Annotated in this window: 15 protein-coding genes and 4 tRNA genes; 15 read left to right on the forward strand and 4 right to left on the reverse strand. The window is 60.5% G+C overall.

The genetic code is table 11. The annotated features are described in order from the left end of the window. Positions 1–25 precede the first annotated feature (25 nt). The 13 genes from folC to L63ED372_RS03850 all read left to right on the forward strand — a co-directional run bounded on the left by folC (position 26) and on the right by L63ED372_RS03850 (position 8,807). Entirely contained in the window at positions 26–1,315 is a 1,290-nt protein-coding gene (folC, locus tag L63ED372_RS03790; RefSeq protein WP_062403530.1) for a bifunctional tetrahydrofolate synthase/dihydrofolate synthase, read from the forward strand. 9 nt (positions 1,316–1,324) lie between these two features. Continuing rightward, on the forward strand, positions 1,325–2,125 hold the full coding sequence (locus L63ED372_RS03795) for an SPOR domain-containing protein (RefSeq protein ID WP_062403533.1): 801 nt from the start codon (positions 1,325–1,327) through the stop codon (positions 2,123–2,125). Position 2,126: 1 nt separating this feature from the next. Beyond that, on the forward strand, positions 2,127–2,621 hold the full coding sequence (locus L63ED372_RS03800; protein WP_082431576.1) for a CvpA family protein: 495 nt from the start codon (positions 2,127–2,129) through the stop codon (positions 2,619–2,621). A gap of 39 nt (positions 2,622–2,660) precedes the next feature. Further along, complete coding sequence (gene purF, locus L63ED372_RS03805) at positions 2,661–4,175, forward strand: amidophosphoribosyltransferase (RefSeq protein WP_062403536.1); 1,515 nt, start codon at positions 2,661–2,663, stop codon at positions 4,173–4,175. Between the two features lie 9 nt (positions 4,176–4,184). Continuing rightward, positions 4,185–5,396 carry an O-succinylhomoserine sulfhydrylase gene (locus tag L63ED372_RS03810; RefSeq protein ID WP_062403540.1) on the forward strand — a complete coding sequence of 404 codons (1,212 nt, stop codon included), beginning with the start codon at positions 4,185–4,187 and terminating at the stop codon, positions 5,394–5,396. 1 nt (position 5,397) lies between these two features. After that, the gene (gene gltX, locus L63ED372_RS03815; RefSeq protein WP_062403543.1) at positions 5,398–6,792 is read left to right on the forward strand and encodes a glutamate--tRNA ligase; all 1,395 of its coding nucleotides are present in this window, start codon (positions 5,398–5,400) and stop codon (positions 6,790–6,792) included. A gap of 75 nt (positions 6,793–6,867) precedes the next feature. After that, positions 6,868–6,943, forward strand: a tRNA-Ala gene (locus L63ED372_RS03820). Positions 6,944–6,996: 53 nt separating this feature from the next. Further along, positions 6,997–7,072 (forward strand) — tRNA-Glu (locus tag L63ED372_RS03825). Positions 7,073–7,129: 57 nt separating this feature from the next. Next, positions 7,130–7,206: transfer RNA gene (locus L63ED372_RS03830), tRNA-Asp, on the forward strand. Positions 7,207–7,379: 173 nt separating this feature from the next. Further along, positions 7,380–7,841, forward strand: a complete 462-nt coding sequence (locus L63ED372_RS03835) for a MerR family transcriptional regulator (protein ID WP_062403547.1) — start codon at positions 7,380–7,382, stop codon at positions 7,839–7,841. Between the two features lie 35 nt (positions 7,842–7,876). Continuing rightward, positions 7,877–7,953: transfer RNA gene (locus L63ED372_RS03840), tRNA-Pro, on the forward strand. A gap of 114 nt (positions 7,954–8,067) precedes the next feature. Then, on the forward strand, positions 8,068–8,436 hold the full coding sequence (locus L63ED372_RS03845) for a glutaredoxin domain-containing protein (RefSeq protein WP_062403552.1): 369 nt from the start codon (positions 8,068–8,070) through the stop codon (positions 8,434–8,436). 5 nt (positions 8,437–8,441) lie between these two features. Next, positions 8,442–8,807, forward strand: coding sequence for a hypothetical protein (locus tag L63ED372_RS03850; RefSeq protein ID WP_062403556.1), 366 nt, complete (start codon positions 8,442–8,444; stop codon positions 8,805–8,807). A gap of 2 nt (positions 8,808–8,809) precedes the next feature. On the opposite strand, the gene L63ED372_RS03855 is transcribed toward L63ED372_RS03850, so the two are convergent. The 4 genes from L63ED372_RS03855 to L63ED372_RS03870 are packed head-to-tail and all read right to left on the reverse strand — an operon-like array spanning position 8,810 to position 12,464. After that, positions 8,810–9,979 carry an NAD(P)/FAD-dependent oxidoreductase gene (locus tag L63ED372_RS03855; RefSeq protein WP_062403558.1) on the reverse strand — a complete coding sequence of 390 codons (1,170 nt, stop codon included), beginning with the start codon at positions 9,977–9,979 and terminating at the stop codon, positions 8,810–8,812. Continuing rightward, positions 9,976–10,899 (reverse strand): ornithine cyclodeaminase family protein, encoded by a 924-nt coding sequence (locus L63ED372_RS03860; protein WP_062403560.1) that lies wholly within the window; start codon positions 10,897–10,899, stop codon positions 9,976–9,978. Before L63ED372_RS03860 ends, L63ED372_RS03855 begins: the two co-directional genes overlap by 4 nt. A gap of 40 nt (positions 10,900–10,939) precedes the next feature. Next, the gene (rraA, locus tag L63ED372_RS03865) at positions 10,940–11,512 is read right to left on the reverse strand and encodes a ribonuclease E activity regulator RraA (RefSeq protein WP_231624554.1); all 573 of its coding nucleotides are present in this window, start codon (positions 11,510–11,512) and stop codon (positions 10,940–10,942) included. Further along, complete coding sequence (locus L63ED372_RS03870) at positions 11,496–12,464, reverse strand: Bug family tripartite tricarboxylate transporter substrate binding protein (RefSeq protein WP_062403567.1); 969 nt, start codon at positions 12,462–12,464, stop codon at positions 11,496–11,498. Before L63ED372_RS03870 ends, rraA begins: the two co-directional genes overlap by 17 nt. A gap of 28 nt (positions 12,465–12,492) precedes the next feature. Between L63ED372_RS03870 and L63ED372_RS03875 the strand changes: the two genes are divergently transcribed. Together L63ED372_RS03875 and L63ED372_RS03880 are read left to right on the forward strand one after the other, a co-directional pair. Next, on the forward strand, positions 12,493–13,401 hold the full coding sequence (locus tag L63ED372_RS03875; RefSeq protein ID WP_231624555.1) for a TauD/TfdA dioxygenase family protein: 909 nt from the start codon (positions 12,493–12,495) through the stop codon (positions 13,399–13,401). Positions 13,402–13,464: 63 nt separating this feature from the next. After that, the gene (locus tag L63ED372_RS03880) at positions 13,465–14,031 is read left to right on the forward strand and encodes a restriction endonuclease (protein WP_231624556.1); all 567 of its coding nucleotides are present in this window, start codon (positions 13,465–13,467) and stop codon (positions 14,029–14,031) included. Positions 14,032–14,119: the final 88 nt, after the last annotated feature.

Below are 14,119 nucleotides of genomic sequence, written 5' to 3' on the forward strand. Positions count from 1 at the left end.
CAAGACTGGGCGACAATCGCCGCCTATGAAGACTCTACAGGAATGGCTCGACTGGTGCGAGCAGCTACACCCCGTGGCCATTGACATGGGGCTGGACCGCGTGAAAACCGTGGCCGACCGTATGAACTTGCGTTTTGACTGCCCGGTCATCACGGTGGCGGGCACCAACGGCAAAGGTTCGACCTGCGCGATGCTCGAAGCCGTTTTGCTGCAAGCCGGTTACCGCACAGGCGTTTACACCTCGCCGCACCTGGTGCATTTTGAAGAGCGCTGCCGCTTGCATGGTGAGTCGGCTTCGGCCGAAGCGTTTGCCCAAGCGTTTGCCGCCGTCGAAGCGGTGCGGGGCGAGGTGAGCCTGACTTATTTCGAGTTCAGCACACTGGCGATCTTGCACCTGATGGCCCGTGCCAACTTGGATGTGGCGATTTTGGAGGTCGGTTTGGGCGGCCGCCTGGACGCGGTGAACATCATCGACGCCGATTGCGCGGTGATCACCAGCATCGACATCGACCACACGGCCATTTTGGGGAAAGACCGCGAGAGCATTGGCTTTGAGAAGGCGGGCATCATGCGGGTCGAACGGCCGGTCATTGTGAGTGACCCGGTGCCGCCACAAAGTGTGGTCGACCATGCTGCAGCCGTCGGCGCCGATCTGTGGCTGTTTGGCCGGGATTTTAATTTTTCGGGCGACAAACAGCAGTGGGCTTGGGCAGGGCGTGACCGCCGCTACAGCGGCATGGCCTACCCGGCCTTGCGCGGGGCCAATCAGTTGATCAACGCCTCGGGTGTGCTGGCGGCGCTCGACGCCTTGCGTCAGCGCATTCCTGTCACGGCCCAAGCCGTGCGCAATGGTTTGGCCATGGTGGAGCTGCCCGGGCGCTTCCAGATCGTGCCGGGCCAGCCGGTTTTGGTGATGGATGTGGCGCACAACCCCCATTCGGTGGCGGCGCTGGCGGCCAACCTGGACGCCATGGGCTTTTACCCGACCACGCATGCGGTGCTGGGGGTCATGGCCGACAAGGACCTCTTGCCCATGCTGCAAAAGGTCAACCCGATGGTGGACAAGTGGTATTTCACCGATTTGCCCTTGCCCCGTGCCGCCAAAGCGGCCGATTTGCAGAGGGCCTGGCAAGCACAAAACACCCGCACCGACACCGCCTCGAGCGTGCATGCCAACCCTATGCTGGCCCTGCAAGCGGCCATCGATGCGGCAGACCCGGCTGATAGAATCGTGGTCTTTGGCTCCTTCTATACCGTGGGCGGTGTTTTGAAAGACGGCATCCCGCGTCTGCAAGCCAAACACCTCAGCCCCTGAGCACCTGCCATGGCGTTTTTCAAGTTCCGTTTTCCGGGTCAAGTGGCCACGTCTCCCGCCGCGGCCGAAACGGTCGCGCCCGGATCGGGCGAGAGCATCGAGTTGGTGCGCCGACGCGCCCGACACCGCCTGATGGGGGCCGTGGTGCTCGTGCTGCTGGCCGTGGTCGGCTTTCCTTTGCTGTTTGACACACAACCGCGCCCAGTGGCGGTGGACACCCCAATCCTGATTCCAGACCGCCCCTCGAGTGCGCCCTCCAAAGTGACGCAGGCCCTGCCTGCGGAGGCTGCGCCTGCCAAACCTTTGCTGCCCGAGGCCAAGCCTTTGCCCGTGCAAGAGGGCCTGGATCCGAAAGAAGAAGTGGTCACCGCTGCCAAGCCCGCAGCTGCGGACCAGCCCAAACCAACGCCAGAGCCAGCGGCCAATACTGCAGAAGCGGCGCCAAAGCCGCCCGTGGTGAAAGCCGAGGTCAAACCCGCTGCGCCTAAAACAGACAAACCAGAGCCTGTGGCCAAGCCCAAAGACGATGGCAACAAAGCCCGTGCCTTGCTCGAGGGCAAGCCCCCCGCAGCCGCGGGTGAGCGGCATGTGGTTCAGGTCGGCGCCTTCAGTGATTCTGCCAAGGTGCGCGAGGTGCGCCGCAAGTTGGAGCAGGCCGGATTGAGCACCTTCACCCAGTCGGTGGACGGCAAAGACGGCAAGGCCACCACGCGGGTTCGGGTGGGGCCCTTCAGCAGCCGTGAAGAGGCAGATAAAGCCGCTGCCAAGGTTCGTAAACTCGATTTGCCAGCGGCCGTGTTGAGGATTTGACGTGGCCCTTGCCCTGACCGACTGGATTTTGTTGGCGGTGTTGCTGGCCTCCATGTTGGTGGGTTTGTGGCGCGGCCTGGTGTATGAAGTCTTGTCGCTGGCGGGCTGGCTGGCCGCCTTCATCTTGGCGCAGTGGTTGGCCGCCGATGCCGTGGCCTTTTTGCCTTTTCTCAAAGAAGCGGCTGCACAGGTGCAGTACGCGGTGGCTTTTGCCCTGGTGTTTGTCATCGCCCTGTTTGCGGCTGGATTGGTGTCCTGGCTGGTCAAAAAACTGGTGGAAACCGTGGGTTTGCGTCCAGCCGACCGTGCGCTCGGTGGCATCTTCGGTTTGGCGCGAGGCGTGGTGCTTTTGTTGGCCTTGACCGTGGTCTTGCAGCTCTTGGGCTTGTCGCAAGAAGATTGGTGGCGCAAGGCAGTGGGCCCGGCCTGGTTGGACCTGGCGCTCAAGGGCCTCAAGCCTTTGTTGCCACAAGCCTTTGTCGATTATTTGCCTTGACCATTTTCGGCTGCCTCGATTTTTTGAACGGATAAAAGTATGTGTGGAATTGTCGGCGTTGTCAGCAGCGCACCGGTCAATCAATTGATTTACGACGCCTTGCTGCTCTTGCAGCATCGCGGACAGGACGCGGCGGGCATCGTCACGCAACTGGACCGCAAGTTTTTCATGCACAAAGCCAAAGGCATGGTGCGTGACGTGTTTCGCACCCGCAACATGCGCAGCCTGCCCGGCAATTGCGGCTTGGGTCAGGTGCGTTACCCCACTGCGGGCAATGCCTTCAGCGAAGAAGAAGCACAACCCTTTTATGTGAACGCGCCCTTTGGCCTGGTGCTGGTGCACAACGGCAACTTGACCAATGCGCACGCCCTCAAGGCCGAGTTGTTTTCCAACGACCACCGCCACATCAACACCGAGAGCGACTCCGAAGTTCTGCTGAACGTGCTGGCCCACGAGCTGGAAAAAACCACCCGCGGTTTGCCCCTCAAGCCCATGGACGTGTTCGAGGCGGTGCGGGGTGTGAACCGACGAGTCAAAGGCTCTTATGCCGTGATCGCCTTGATCGCTGGTCATGGCTTGGTGGCCTTTCGTGACCCGCATGGCATCCGCCCCTTGTGTGTGGGTCGCAGTGAGGACGGCACCATCATGTTGGCCAGCGAGTCGGTGGCGCTCGACGGCACAGGGCACCAGTTCGAGCGCGATGTGGCGCCGGGTGAGGCCATTTTTGTGGACCTCGAAGGCCAGATGCACAGCCAAGCCTGCAGCGACAAGGCGCAACTGAGCCCCTGCATTTTTGAATACGTGTATTTGGCCCGTCCCGACTCCACCATGGACGGCATTTCGGTGTACCAGGCCCGCTTGAATTTGGGCGAGACCCTGGCCAAGCGCGTCATTTCAACCGTGCCGCCCAACGACATCGATGTGGTGATTCCCATCCCCGAGTCCAGCCGCCCCAGCGCCACGCAATTGGCCCATTTGCTGGGCATTCCCTACCGCGAAGGTTTTGTGAAAAACCGCTACGTGGGCCGCACCTTCATCATGCCGGGCCAGGCGGTGCGCAAAAAATCGGTGCGCCAAAAACTCAACACCATCGTGAGCGAGTTCAAGGGCCGCAATGTGCTGTTGGTGGACGACTCCATCGTGCGTGGCACCACCAGCCGTGAGATCGTGCAAATGGCGCGAGACGCCGGGGCCCGCAAGGTTTACATGGCCAGCGCCGCGCCGCCCGTGCGTTACCCCAATGTGTACGGCATCGACATGCCCACCAAAGAAGAGTTGGTGGCGCACGGCCGCAGCATCGAAGAGATCCGCGAGATCATCGGCTGTGATGCGCTGATTTACCAAGATGTGGATGCCATGAAAACCGCAGTGGCCCAAGCGCGTGTAAACGCCGCAGGGGCGCTGTCCGACTTTGATGCGTCCTGCTTTGATGGGGTGTACGTGACCGGCGACATTTCCATCGATGACATCACGCGTTTGAACGAAACCCGACTCCAGGTGGAGGAGGGCGATGACGACAATTCCCGTCTGGCCTTGCCCAACGCCAGCGTCTGAAAAACAGCCATGACAGACCCTTCAAAATTTGACGACCTGCACATCGAAACTTTGGCCGTGCGTGCCGCAGTCGAGCGCAGCCAATTTGGCGAAAACTCCGAAGCCCTGTACCTGACCAGTGGCTATGTGCAGCCCACGGCCGCCGCCGCCGCTGCCCGATTTGCGGGCGACGAAGAAGGCTACACCTACGGCCGCTACGGCAACCCCACGGTGGCGAGCATGGAAATGCGCTTGGCGGCGCTCGAGGGCACCGAAGCGGCCATGGGCACAGCCTCGGGCATGTCCGCCATCTTGATGATGTGCATGGGCCTGCTCAAGGCAGGCGACCATGTGCTGTGCTCGCGCTCCATGTTTGGCTCCACCATCAAGCTGATCGGCTCGGACCTGGCCAAGTTTGGCGTGGAGTCCAGCTTTGTCTCGCAGACCGACTTGAAAGAATGGCAAGCCGCCATCCGCCCCAACACGCGACTGTTTTTTGCCGAAACCCCCACCAACCCCCTGACCGAGGTGTGCGACATCCAGGCCCTGGCCGACATGGCGCACAACGCAGGCGCTTTGTTTGCCGTGGACAATTGCTTTGCCACGCCGGCCTTGCAACGCCCTGTGGCCATGGGGGCCGACATCATCATGCACTCGGGCACCAAATACCTCGATGGCCAGGGCCGTGTGATGGCAGGGGCCTTGTGTGCTTCTCAGCAGATGATCACCGAGAAATTCTTGCCTGTGCTCAAAAGCGGGGGCATGACATTGGCCCCCTTCAATGCTTGGGTGGTGCTCAAAGGCCTGGAAACCCTGGACCTGCGCATGCGTGCACAAACCGCCCGTGCCCAAATCCTGGCCGAATGGCTGGAAAAGCACCCCTTGGTGGCACGCGTTCACTATCCCGGCCTCGCCAGCCACCCGCAGCACGACCTGGCCATGCGCCAGATGTCCGGTCTGGGCGGCGCGGTGTTGTCGTTTGAGGTGAAAGCCGATGGCCCCGAGCAGTCCCGCGCACGCGCATTCCATGTGCTCGACTCGATGCAAATGCTGTCCTTGTCCACCAATCTGGGGGACACCAAAACCCTGGTGGCCCATCCGGCCAGCACCTCGCACGGCCGCCTGACCGAAGCCCAGCGACATGCCGCGGGCATTGGCCAGGGCCTGATCCGTGTGGCTGTTGGCCTGGAATACCCACAAGACATCCAAAAAGACCTCTCCCGTGGTCTCGATACCCTCTGATATGACGACACCCTCACGCACCCGCACCCGTTTCGCCCCATCGCCCACCGGCTTCATTCACCTGGGCAACATCCGCTCGGCTTTGTACCCTTGGGCTTTTGCCCGCGCCACGGGTGGCGACTTCATCTTGCGCATCGAAGACACGGATCTTGACCGCTCCACACAAGCGTCTGTGGACGTGATCATCGAAGGCATGGCTTGGCTGGAACTGAACCACGACGAAGGCCCGTTCTACCAAATGCAACGCATGGACCGCTACAAGGCTGTGCTGGCCGATTTGATTGCCGCGGGTCATGTTTACCCTTGCTACATGAGCATGGAAGAGCTGGACGCTTTGCGTGAGCGCCAAATGGCCAACAAGGAAAAACCCCGTTACAACGGCACCTGGCGTCCGGCAGAAGGCAAAACGCTGCCCGCGATCCCCGAAGGTGTGAAGCCCGTGCTGCGCTTCAAGAACCCGATCGGCGGCGTGGTGGCTTGGGACGACAAGGTCAAAGGTCGCATCGAGATCAGCAACGACGAGCTCGATGACTTGGTGATCGCGCGCCCCGACGGCACGCCCACCTACAACTTCTGCGTGGTGGTGGACGACATCGACATGCAGATCACGCATGTGATCCGGGGTGACGACCATGTGAACAACACGCCGCGCCAGATCAACATCTTCAAAGCCTTGGGCAAAGAACCGCCCGTGTACGCCCATTTGCCCACCGTGCTCAACGAGCAGGGTGAGAAGATGAGCAAGCGCAACGGCGCCAAGGCTGTGACGGCGTACCGCGACGAAGGCTATCTGCCCGACGCCATGGTCAACTACTTGGCGCGTCTGGGTTGGAGCCACGGCGACGATGAAATTTTCAGCCGTGCGCAATTCCTGGAGTGGTTCAACTTGGACCATTTGGGCCGCAGCGCCGCGCAGTTTGACGAAGCCAAGCTCAAGTGGGTCAATGCCCAGCACCTCAAGGCCATGGACGATGGTTCATTGGCGCAGCATGTTCAGCCCTTCCTGGCCAAATTGGGTGTGGTGGCCGACGAGCGTTTGTCCAGCATTTGTGGCTTGTTCAAAGACCGCTGTGACACGCTGGTGGTGTTGGCCCAATGGATCTCGGCCTTCTATCTGGACGTGGTGCCCAACGCAGAAGAAAAAGCCCAGCACGTCACCGAAGCGGTCAAGCCTGCTTTGGCGGTGTTGGCGGGTAAGTTGGCCGTGTGCGCGTGGGACAAGGCATCGATCGCAGCTGCGATCAAGGAAACTTTGGCCGAAACCGGCTTCAAGATGCCGCAAATTGCCATGCCCGTTCGGGTGTTGGTGATGGGCACGGCGCAGACACCATCGCTCGATGCCGTGCTCTCATTGAGTCAAAGAGAAAAAATTCTGCAGCGCTTGAAAAACGCTTGAATTTCTGTCTATAATTCAAGTCTCGGCACCAACGAGGCATAACGATCAAGCAGCAACGCTGAACGTTGTACCAAAGGGGGTATAGCTCAGCTGGGAGAGCGCTTGCATGGCATGCAAGAGGTCAGCGGTTCGATCCCGCTTACCTCCACCAAAGTGTTGAGAACGTTCGCAAGAACACGATTCGAAAGAATCAGTCCAGGTTATGACCCTATCGTCTAGAGGCCTAGGACATCACCCTTTCACGGTGAGTACCGGGGTTCGAATCCCCGTAGGGTCGCCAAGTTTTGTAGCACTTGGTCAGTTTGCATCAGCACTCTGACAAAAGTTACAGCTACCAGGAGTGGTAGTTCAGTTGGTTAGAATACCGGCCTGTCACGCCGGGGGTCGCGGGTTCGAGTCCCGTCCACTCCGCCAAAATGAAAAGCCTAAGTAGTTTTCTACTTAGGCTTTTTTGTTTATGGCACCGTTTGAACAACCCTTGCTGGTGCTGAATAAAAGGCGTTTCTCAGCCAGACTCAATGAGGGCTGGACGAGGTGAACACACTTGCAGTAAGCTCCAAGGTTTTCCCGATAACTCCTTGTCAGTCATGGACAGTTTGCTTCCCGCTATTCCAGCCAAACGCTACTTCACCATCGGTGAGGTGGGCGAGCTGTGTGGCGTCAAGCCTCACGTCTTGCGCTATTGGGAGCAAGAGTTCACGCAACTGCGTCCGGTCAAGCGTCGGGGTAACCGCCGTTATTACCAACGACACGAAGTGATGATGATCCGCAGAATACGCGGCCTCTTGTATGACCAAGGCTTCACCATCAGTGGCGCCCGCAACAAGTTGATGGAGTTGACCCAAAGCGATCGCCAGCTCATGCGCTCGGGTGCGTTTTTGGATGAAATGCTGGAGGACAACAGCGCGGAGATGGATGCCTCTGGAGATTTGTCACAAGAAGATGAAGCCAGTGACCTGGAAAGCCCTCGGACCTCTCTGACCGGTCTGGGATCTGACTTGACGGTGTATCAAGAGCTTTTGCAAATTCGCGCACTGCTGACGGTCTAAACGGCCCTGGATTCAGGCTATAATTCAGGTCTTGTCGGCGTGTAGCGCAGCCTGGTAGCGCACTTGCATGGGGTGCAAGGGGTCGCGAGTTCGAATCCCGCCACGCCGACCATTTATGACCAATGAAATCAACGGGTTACGCCTCATAAGGGTGTGACCCGTTTTTCTTTGTGCGTCAGCCCCGAGGGTGTTGGCGTGTTCCTGTCCACACCTCCCAAGTGAACCCATGACCAGACCCGTACTTGCCGAATCGGCCATCCATCCGGCCATCCGCCAACGCATTGCTGAACACCATTTAGCGGTGATCCAGCGGGTGCAAAGCGCCGTGGCCCAGCATGCTGTTGTGGTGGTGGGTTTGTCGGGCAATCCGTTTGTTGGCAAGGCCCGCAAGGCGCTGGCCGCGGCAGGTGTGGCGCACGAGTACATTGAATTTGGCAGCTATTTTTCGCAATGGCGTTTGCGCAATACCCTGAAAATGTGGACCGGTTGGCCCACTTTCCCGATGGTCTTTGTGCGCGGTACCTTGGTCGGTGGCGCCGATGACCTGCGCCGCTTGATCGACAGCGGCGAACTGCAGAAACTTCTCCAAGCCTGAAGTCCATGGCGTCCAGCCCAAAACCCAATTCAAAACCCGAGTGCTGGCGCACCGAGGTGGGCGATGCGGTGGCCGTGCTCAACATACCCGGAGCACTCAAACGCGCACGCACGTTTGACATCGATGTGAGCCTGCTGGTGCGTGTGCCCGAAGACAACGCCGAGGCTTGGCACGCATTGACCCTGGAGATCGACGGAAAGCAGCAGTGGCACAGAAGCATCGCCAGCCATTGTCCGGGCCAAACCGATGGGCTCGATTACCACTGCCGCGTGGTGCTTGAAGCCGGTCCGGCCCTGCGCATCCGCGCTGTGGCAGGCACCCGGGGTTCGGTGGTGCAGCGCCTGCAAATTGAAGCCCGCGAAGATCTCTAGCTTCAGCCGATCACCGCCAACTCGCGAAGGGGGCGGTTTTGCGCCAGGCGCTCAAAGCCCAGCTCATCCACCGCAATGGTTTTTGCTTGGCCCAGCAGCATCCACTCGGCCAGCGCCAAACCAGCACCAGCCGCATGCTGCATGCCGTGGCCTGAAAACCCGTTGATGAAATACAGGTTGCCCAGCTCCGGGTGTGGGCCGATCACGGCGTTGTGATCAAAGGTGTTCATCTCGTAGTAACCCGCCCACGCACGCTCCACACGCAAAGCCGCCAGCGCCGGAATGCGGTGTGCAAGGGACGCCCATTGTTCGTCGTTCCATTCCGACCAATCGGGCTCCAGCGGCAGGCCGGGCGCGGTGTGCAAAGGCTCTGCGCCGCTGATCAAAAACCGGCCCTCGGGCCGCAGCCACCAGCCGCTCGGGTCGATCAGCAAGGGGCATTGCGGCAGCGGCTCGGGGCAAGACAGCACAAACACCGTGCGCCGTGCCGCCTCGATGGGCAGTTGCACCCCAGCCATGGCAGCTACCTCACCGGCCCAAGGTCCTGCGGCATTGACCACTTGACCGCAGGGCAAGCTGCCGCCACTGGCCAACCGCACCGTGCTGATGTGCGTGGCGCTGTGGTCCAGGCCCACCACCCGGTCGTGCAGGCGCTGCACGCCTTGCGCCATGGCTTTTTTTAAGAAGGCTTGATGCAGGGCCGGGCCGTCAAACCATCCTTCACCGCTCAGGCCCAGACTGCCCAGGGCCACATCGTCCACGTTCAGCCAGGGGTAGCGCTGGCGCAGTTCATCAGGCCCCAGCAAGGCCACATCGGCCCCGACCTGTTTTTGGATTTGGTGTGCGGTATGCAGAGCTGACGTTTGCCCGGGCTGGGCCAGGTACAAATAGCCGGGCTCCTGCAAGCCCAAGGCCACAGGGTGGTCGGGCAGACCCAGGTGCTGCTCGGCCTCGCGCAAAAACGCGATGCCGAATTGGCTCAGACGGATGTTCACCGGGCAGGTGAACTGCTGGCGGATCGAGCTGGCCGACAGCGATGAAGAGGCTTTTTCGTAACGCGTGTCTGATTCGATCAGAGTGACGCGCAAGCCCGGCTGCAAGCGGGTCAACCAATAGGCCGTGGCCGCGCCCATCACGCCGCTGCCCACGATCACCACATCGGTATGGTTCATGGGCGAGCGCTTTCTGCCAAAGCCGCGCGGTACACCAGCCGTGCTGCCACGGTGTCTTCGACCGCTTGGCCCAATGATTTGAAAATGACCGTGGTGCCCGCAGGCGGCGGCGCCACACGCCCGCACAGCACCTCACCAATTTCGGCTGCGACCCGCGCACCCGAGAGCATCACGTCGCCCGATTCTTTTTCGGCCGCTTCGCGCTGGTCGGCCACCACCCAATGCTGCATGGCCGCGTCGTCCAGCTCGCGCCAAGTGGGGCGGGGAGCACCCACAGCCGCCACAAAAGCGCCGGGCTTGAGCCAAGCGCCTTGCAGCACCGGCTCGCTGGCATTGGTCACGGTGCAGACGATGTCGGCACCGCGCACGGCTTGTTCGGCGCTGGTGCAGGCCACACCGCCAATGTCTTGTGCGCACTGCTGCGCGTTGGCCGGGTTGGGGCTCCACACCCGAATCCCGGACACCTCGCGCACGGCCCGCAGCATTTGCGCGTGGCTGCGGGCCAGCACACCGCTGCCCAGCATGGCCACCACCTGCGGGGTGCGTGGCACCAGGGCGTCGGCGGCCACGGCAGAGGCCGCTGCCGTGCGCATGGCCGTTATGGTGTTGCCCTCCATGACGGCCAGCGTCTGGCCTGTGGCCGGGTTCATCAGCACGATGGTGCTCAGCAGCGTGGGCAAGCCCTTTTGCGCATTGCCCGGCACCAGCGTGATGAGCTTGGTGCTGAGCGCATCGCCCAGTTGTGCAGGCTTCAAAAACAGCAGGCCGTCGTTGGAGGCCTCGCCAATGGGCATGACCATGCGCAGCGGCTGCACCACTTGGCCCAGCGTCAAGGCGACCAGGGCTTCGTGCACGCCTTGCAGCAATTCGGGCACGCTCAGCAGTTGTTGTACGCGGGCTTCGTCAAAGTAATGAACCATGGTGTTGCTCCTGATGGGCAGTCAAGCCGTTGGAAGTCTTTCAGGCAGTGCCGGGGCCTTTGGCATACAAGGCCGTGGCTGCAACCACATCGGCCACCGAAATGTCGGCAGCGGTCAGGCCCTGCGGCAACATGATCACGCCATCTGCATCCGCCACAACATGGTGTCCCGGCAAAAAAGTCATGCCCCCAAAGCTCACAGGCACATCCAACTCACCAGCGCCGGTCCGTTCGCCCCGTTTGGGCACGGTCCCCAGCGCTTTGACCCCCATGTCCATGCCATTGATCTCGTCGGCATCGCGGATCACGCCATGGATCACCAGGCCTGCCCACCCATGGCGTGAAGCGGCGGCGGCCATGACATCGCCAAACAAGGCCCGAGACAAAGATCCACCCCCGTCGATGACCAGCACATGCCCATGGCCGGGCTGGGTGACGGTGTCACGCATCAGGCCAATGTCTTCGTGACAGCGCAGTGTGCGGATGGGGCCGGTGAAGGCGCGACGCAAACCGTAGCTTTGAAAGGGCAATGCGCAGGCCAGGGCCGCATCGCAGGCGTCACACAGGTCGGTGGTCTTGGGGACCGGTCCCAGCACCTCAGTCAATCTGTGCACCCGAGGCTTTGACCACCACGGCCCACTTGGCCAGGTCTCTTTTCAGCATGCCCGCAAACTCGGCAGGTTGGGTGATCAGCACATCGGCGCCCTGGCCGTTGAAGCGCTCGATCACCTCCTTGTTCTTGAGCACATCCTGCACATCTTGGTTGATGCGTCGCACGACCGCAGCCGGGGTTTTGGCTGGCGCAAACAGGCCAAACCAAGGCGACACATCAAACTCTTTGAAGCCCCCTTCGGCGATGGTGGGGATATTGGGGAAGTTGCCCGAGCGAACCGCACTGGTCACAGCGACTGGACGCAGCGTGCCGCTTTTGATGGCCCCCGACACCGATGGCAAACTGGTGAACACCATGTTGATTTGGCCGCCCATCAAGTCTTGCATGGCAGGCGCTGCACCCCGATAGGGAATGTGTTCGAGCTTGGTGTTGGCCGCGGCATTGAACATGACGCCCAACAAATGATTGACCGAGCCGTTGCCTGCAGAGCCAAACGTCAAGGGTGTGCGCTGGCCTTGTTCGGCCAGATCCTTGATGCTTTTGACCGTTGAGTCTGGGCGCACCACCAACACAAAGGGCAGGGTCGCCAAGGTGGCCACAGGCTCGAAATCTTTCTCGGGGTCAAAAGGCAGTTTTTTGTACAAAGCCGCGTTGATGGCGTGTGAACCCGCATAGCTCATCAGCAAAGTGTGGCCATCGGCAGCGGCCTGTGCCACATGTTCCATGCCCACATTGCCGCCAGCGCCTGCGCGGTTTTCAATCACCACTGCCTGGCCCCATTTTTCGCTCAGCTTCTGGCCCACGATGCGGGCCAGTGCGTCGGAGGCACCACCCGGGGTTTGTGGCACCACAATGCGCACCGGTTTCGACAAAAATTCCTGCGCCTGCGCAGCACCTTGAACCAGGCACAGCCCCACAGACAGGGCCAAAAACTTCCAACCACGATTGAACATGTCAGCTCCAAAAAACAAGGGGGCCAGAATGACACGAAGCCCCGGCGGCGCTTGTCTCGCGGTGGACATGGCGGGCGGGGGTTTACCCAAGGGCCTGTGCAACAATGAAAAAATGATCATTCGACAAATCGCAGGCGCATTGGGCGCCGAGCTGCACGGGGTCGATTTGACCCAAGCCCTCACGCCCGATCTGCAACAGGCCATTCGCTCTGCCTTGCTGCAGCACCAAGTCATTTTTTTCCGTGACCAAGACCTCTCGCCCGAGCAATTCATGAGGTTCTCGCACACCCTGGGTCAGCCGGTTGAATACCCATTTGTCAAAGGCCTGGAGGGCTTTCCCTGTGTCATCGAAGTCAAGAAACTCGAGCACGAAAAAGTCAACTTTGGTGGGATTTGGCACTCCGATACCACCTACCTGGAGCGGCCGCCCAAGGGCTCCATGCTGCTGGCCAAAGAGGTGCCGCCCTATGGCGGTGACACCCTGTTTGCCAACCAGTACCTGGCCTGGGAAAGCTTGTCCGATACCATGAAGTCGCTGCTCGAAGGCCTGGTCGGCATCAGCAGCTCGGCCAAAGCCGATGTCTCCAAAACCCGCGAAGACCGCATCAAGAGTGACGGCAAAGACAGCGCCCCCAAGGAATACCTGGCCCACCACCCGCTGGTGCGCACACACCCCGAAACCGGACGCAAAGCGCTGTATGTCAATGTGGCCCACACCTCGGGCATTGTCGGCATGACAGATGCCGAAAGCACCCCCATCCTGAACTTCCTGTTTCAGCACCAGGTCAAGCCCGAATTCACCTGCCGCTTTGTTTGGCAACCCCATTCTCTGGCGGTGTGGGACAACCGCTGCACCCAGCACAACCCGGTCAACGATTACCACGGTTTTCGCCGGGTGATGCACCGCATCACCTTGGCCGGGGACCAACCCGTTTGATAATGGCCGGGGCGGCCGATGGGGCCGCTTGTTGATCGACAGGGAGTGCGTGTGAAATTCAAGATGTCTGAGAAATCATTGTTTGCGGTGCTGTTGCGCTCGCCGTGGTGGATCAGTTTTGTGTTGGTGGCTGTGATTGCCCTATTAGCCGGTGCCTTGCTGCCCGATCAGTACAAGGGCGTAGGCATGTTGGGGGGCTTTCCCTTCTTTGTGATCGGTTGCATGGCCCTGTGGCGACAGCGCAATTTGCCCAGTCCAGCGCTGGTGGAAAAGGGCTTGGAAAAGCTCGGCGGCATGAGCTGGCGAGATTTCTCGGTGGTGCTGGACACGGCATTCACCCGACAAGGCTATACCGTTACGCAACTTTCAGGCATGGCCGACATGTTGCTCGAAAAAAGGGGCGTGCGGACCGTGGTCAGTGCCAAACGCTGGAAAGCGGCGGCCATGGGCCTGGAGCCGCTGCGTGAATTGGTGTCCCGGCGCGATGCCTTAGAGGCCAGCAACAGCGTTTGCATCAGCTTGGGGCAAGTCAGTGCCAAAGCCGAAGAATTTGCGGCAGACAACCGCATCACCCTGATCACAGGTGCCGATCTGGTGATTTTGGTGGACGAAGAAGTCAAGGCTTTGTGAGCTTCGGCCCAGCGCTTCGGGCGGCATGTTCGGCGCCTTAGCTGTGAGCCACCCAATCGATGTTGGTATACAAAAAACGCTTTTTCGC

The sequence above is a fragment of the Limnohabitans sp. 63ED37-2 genome (assembly GCF_001412535.1).
Lineage (GTDB): Bacteria > Pseudomonadota > Gammaproteobacteria > Burkholderiales > Burkholderiaceae_C > Limnohabitans_A.

Coding starts and splice junctions, on each gene's coding strand:
- L63ED372_RS03870 (WP_062403567.1), bottom strand. CDS start 12,464: ATGTTCAATCGTGGTTGGAAGTTTTTGGCCCTGTCTGTGGGGCTGTGC.
- L63ED372_RS03810 (WP_062403540.1), top strand. CDS start 4,185: ATGACAGACCCTTCAAAATTTGACGACCTGCACATCGAAACTTTGGCC.
- L63ED372_RS03835 (WP_062403547.1), top strand. CDS start 7,380: ATGGACAGTTTGCTTCCCGCTATTCCAGCCAAACGCTACTTCACCATC.
- L63ED372_RS03850 (WP_062403556.1), top strand. CDS start 8,442: ATGGCGTCCAGCCCAAAACCCAATTCAAAACCCGAGTGCTGGCGCACC.
- purF (WP_062403536.1), top strand. CDS start 2,661: ATGTGTGGAATTGTCGGCGTTGTCAGCAGCGCACCGGTCAATCAATTG.
- L63ED372_RS03855 (WP_062403558.1), bottom strand. CDS start 9,979: ATGAACCATACCGATGTGGTGATCGTGGGCAGCGGCGTGATGGGCGCG.
- gltX (WP_062403543.1), top strand. CDS start 5,398: ATGACGACACCCTCACGCACCCGCACCCGTTTCGCCCCATCGCCCACC.
- L63ED372_RS03795 (WP_062403533.1), top strand. CDS start 1,325: ATGGCGTTTTTCAAGTTCCGTTTTCCGGGTCAAGTGGCCACGTCTCCC.
- L63ED372_RS03880 (WP_231624556.1), top strand. CDS start 13,465: ATGTCTGAGAAATCATTGTTTGCGGTGCTGTTGCGCTCGCCGTGGTGG.
- L63ED372_RS03845 (WP_062403552.1), top strand. CDS start 8,068: ATGACCAGACCCGTACTTGCCGAATCGGCCATCCATCCGGCCATCCGC.
- L63ED372_RS03875 (WP_231624555.1), top strand. CDS start 12,493: ATGACACGAAGCCCCGGCGGCGCTTGTCTCGCGGTGGACATGGCGGGC.
- L63ED372_RS03860 (WP_062403560.1), bottom strand. CDS start 10,899: ATGGTTCATTACTTTGACGAAGCCCGCGTACAACAACTGCTGAGCGTG.
- folC (WP_062403530.1), top strand. CDS start 26: ATGAAGACTCTACAGGAATGGCTCGACTGGTGCGAGCAGCTACACCCC.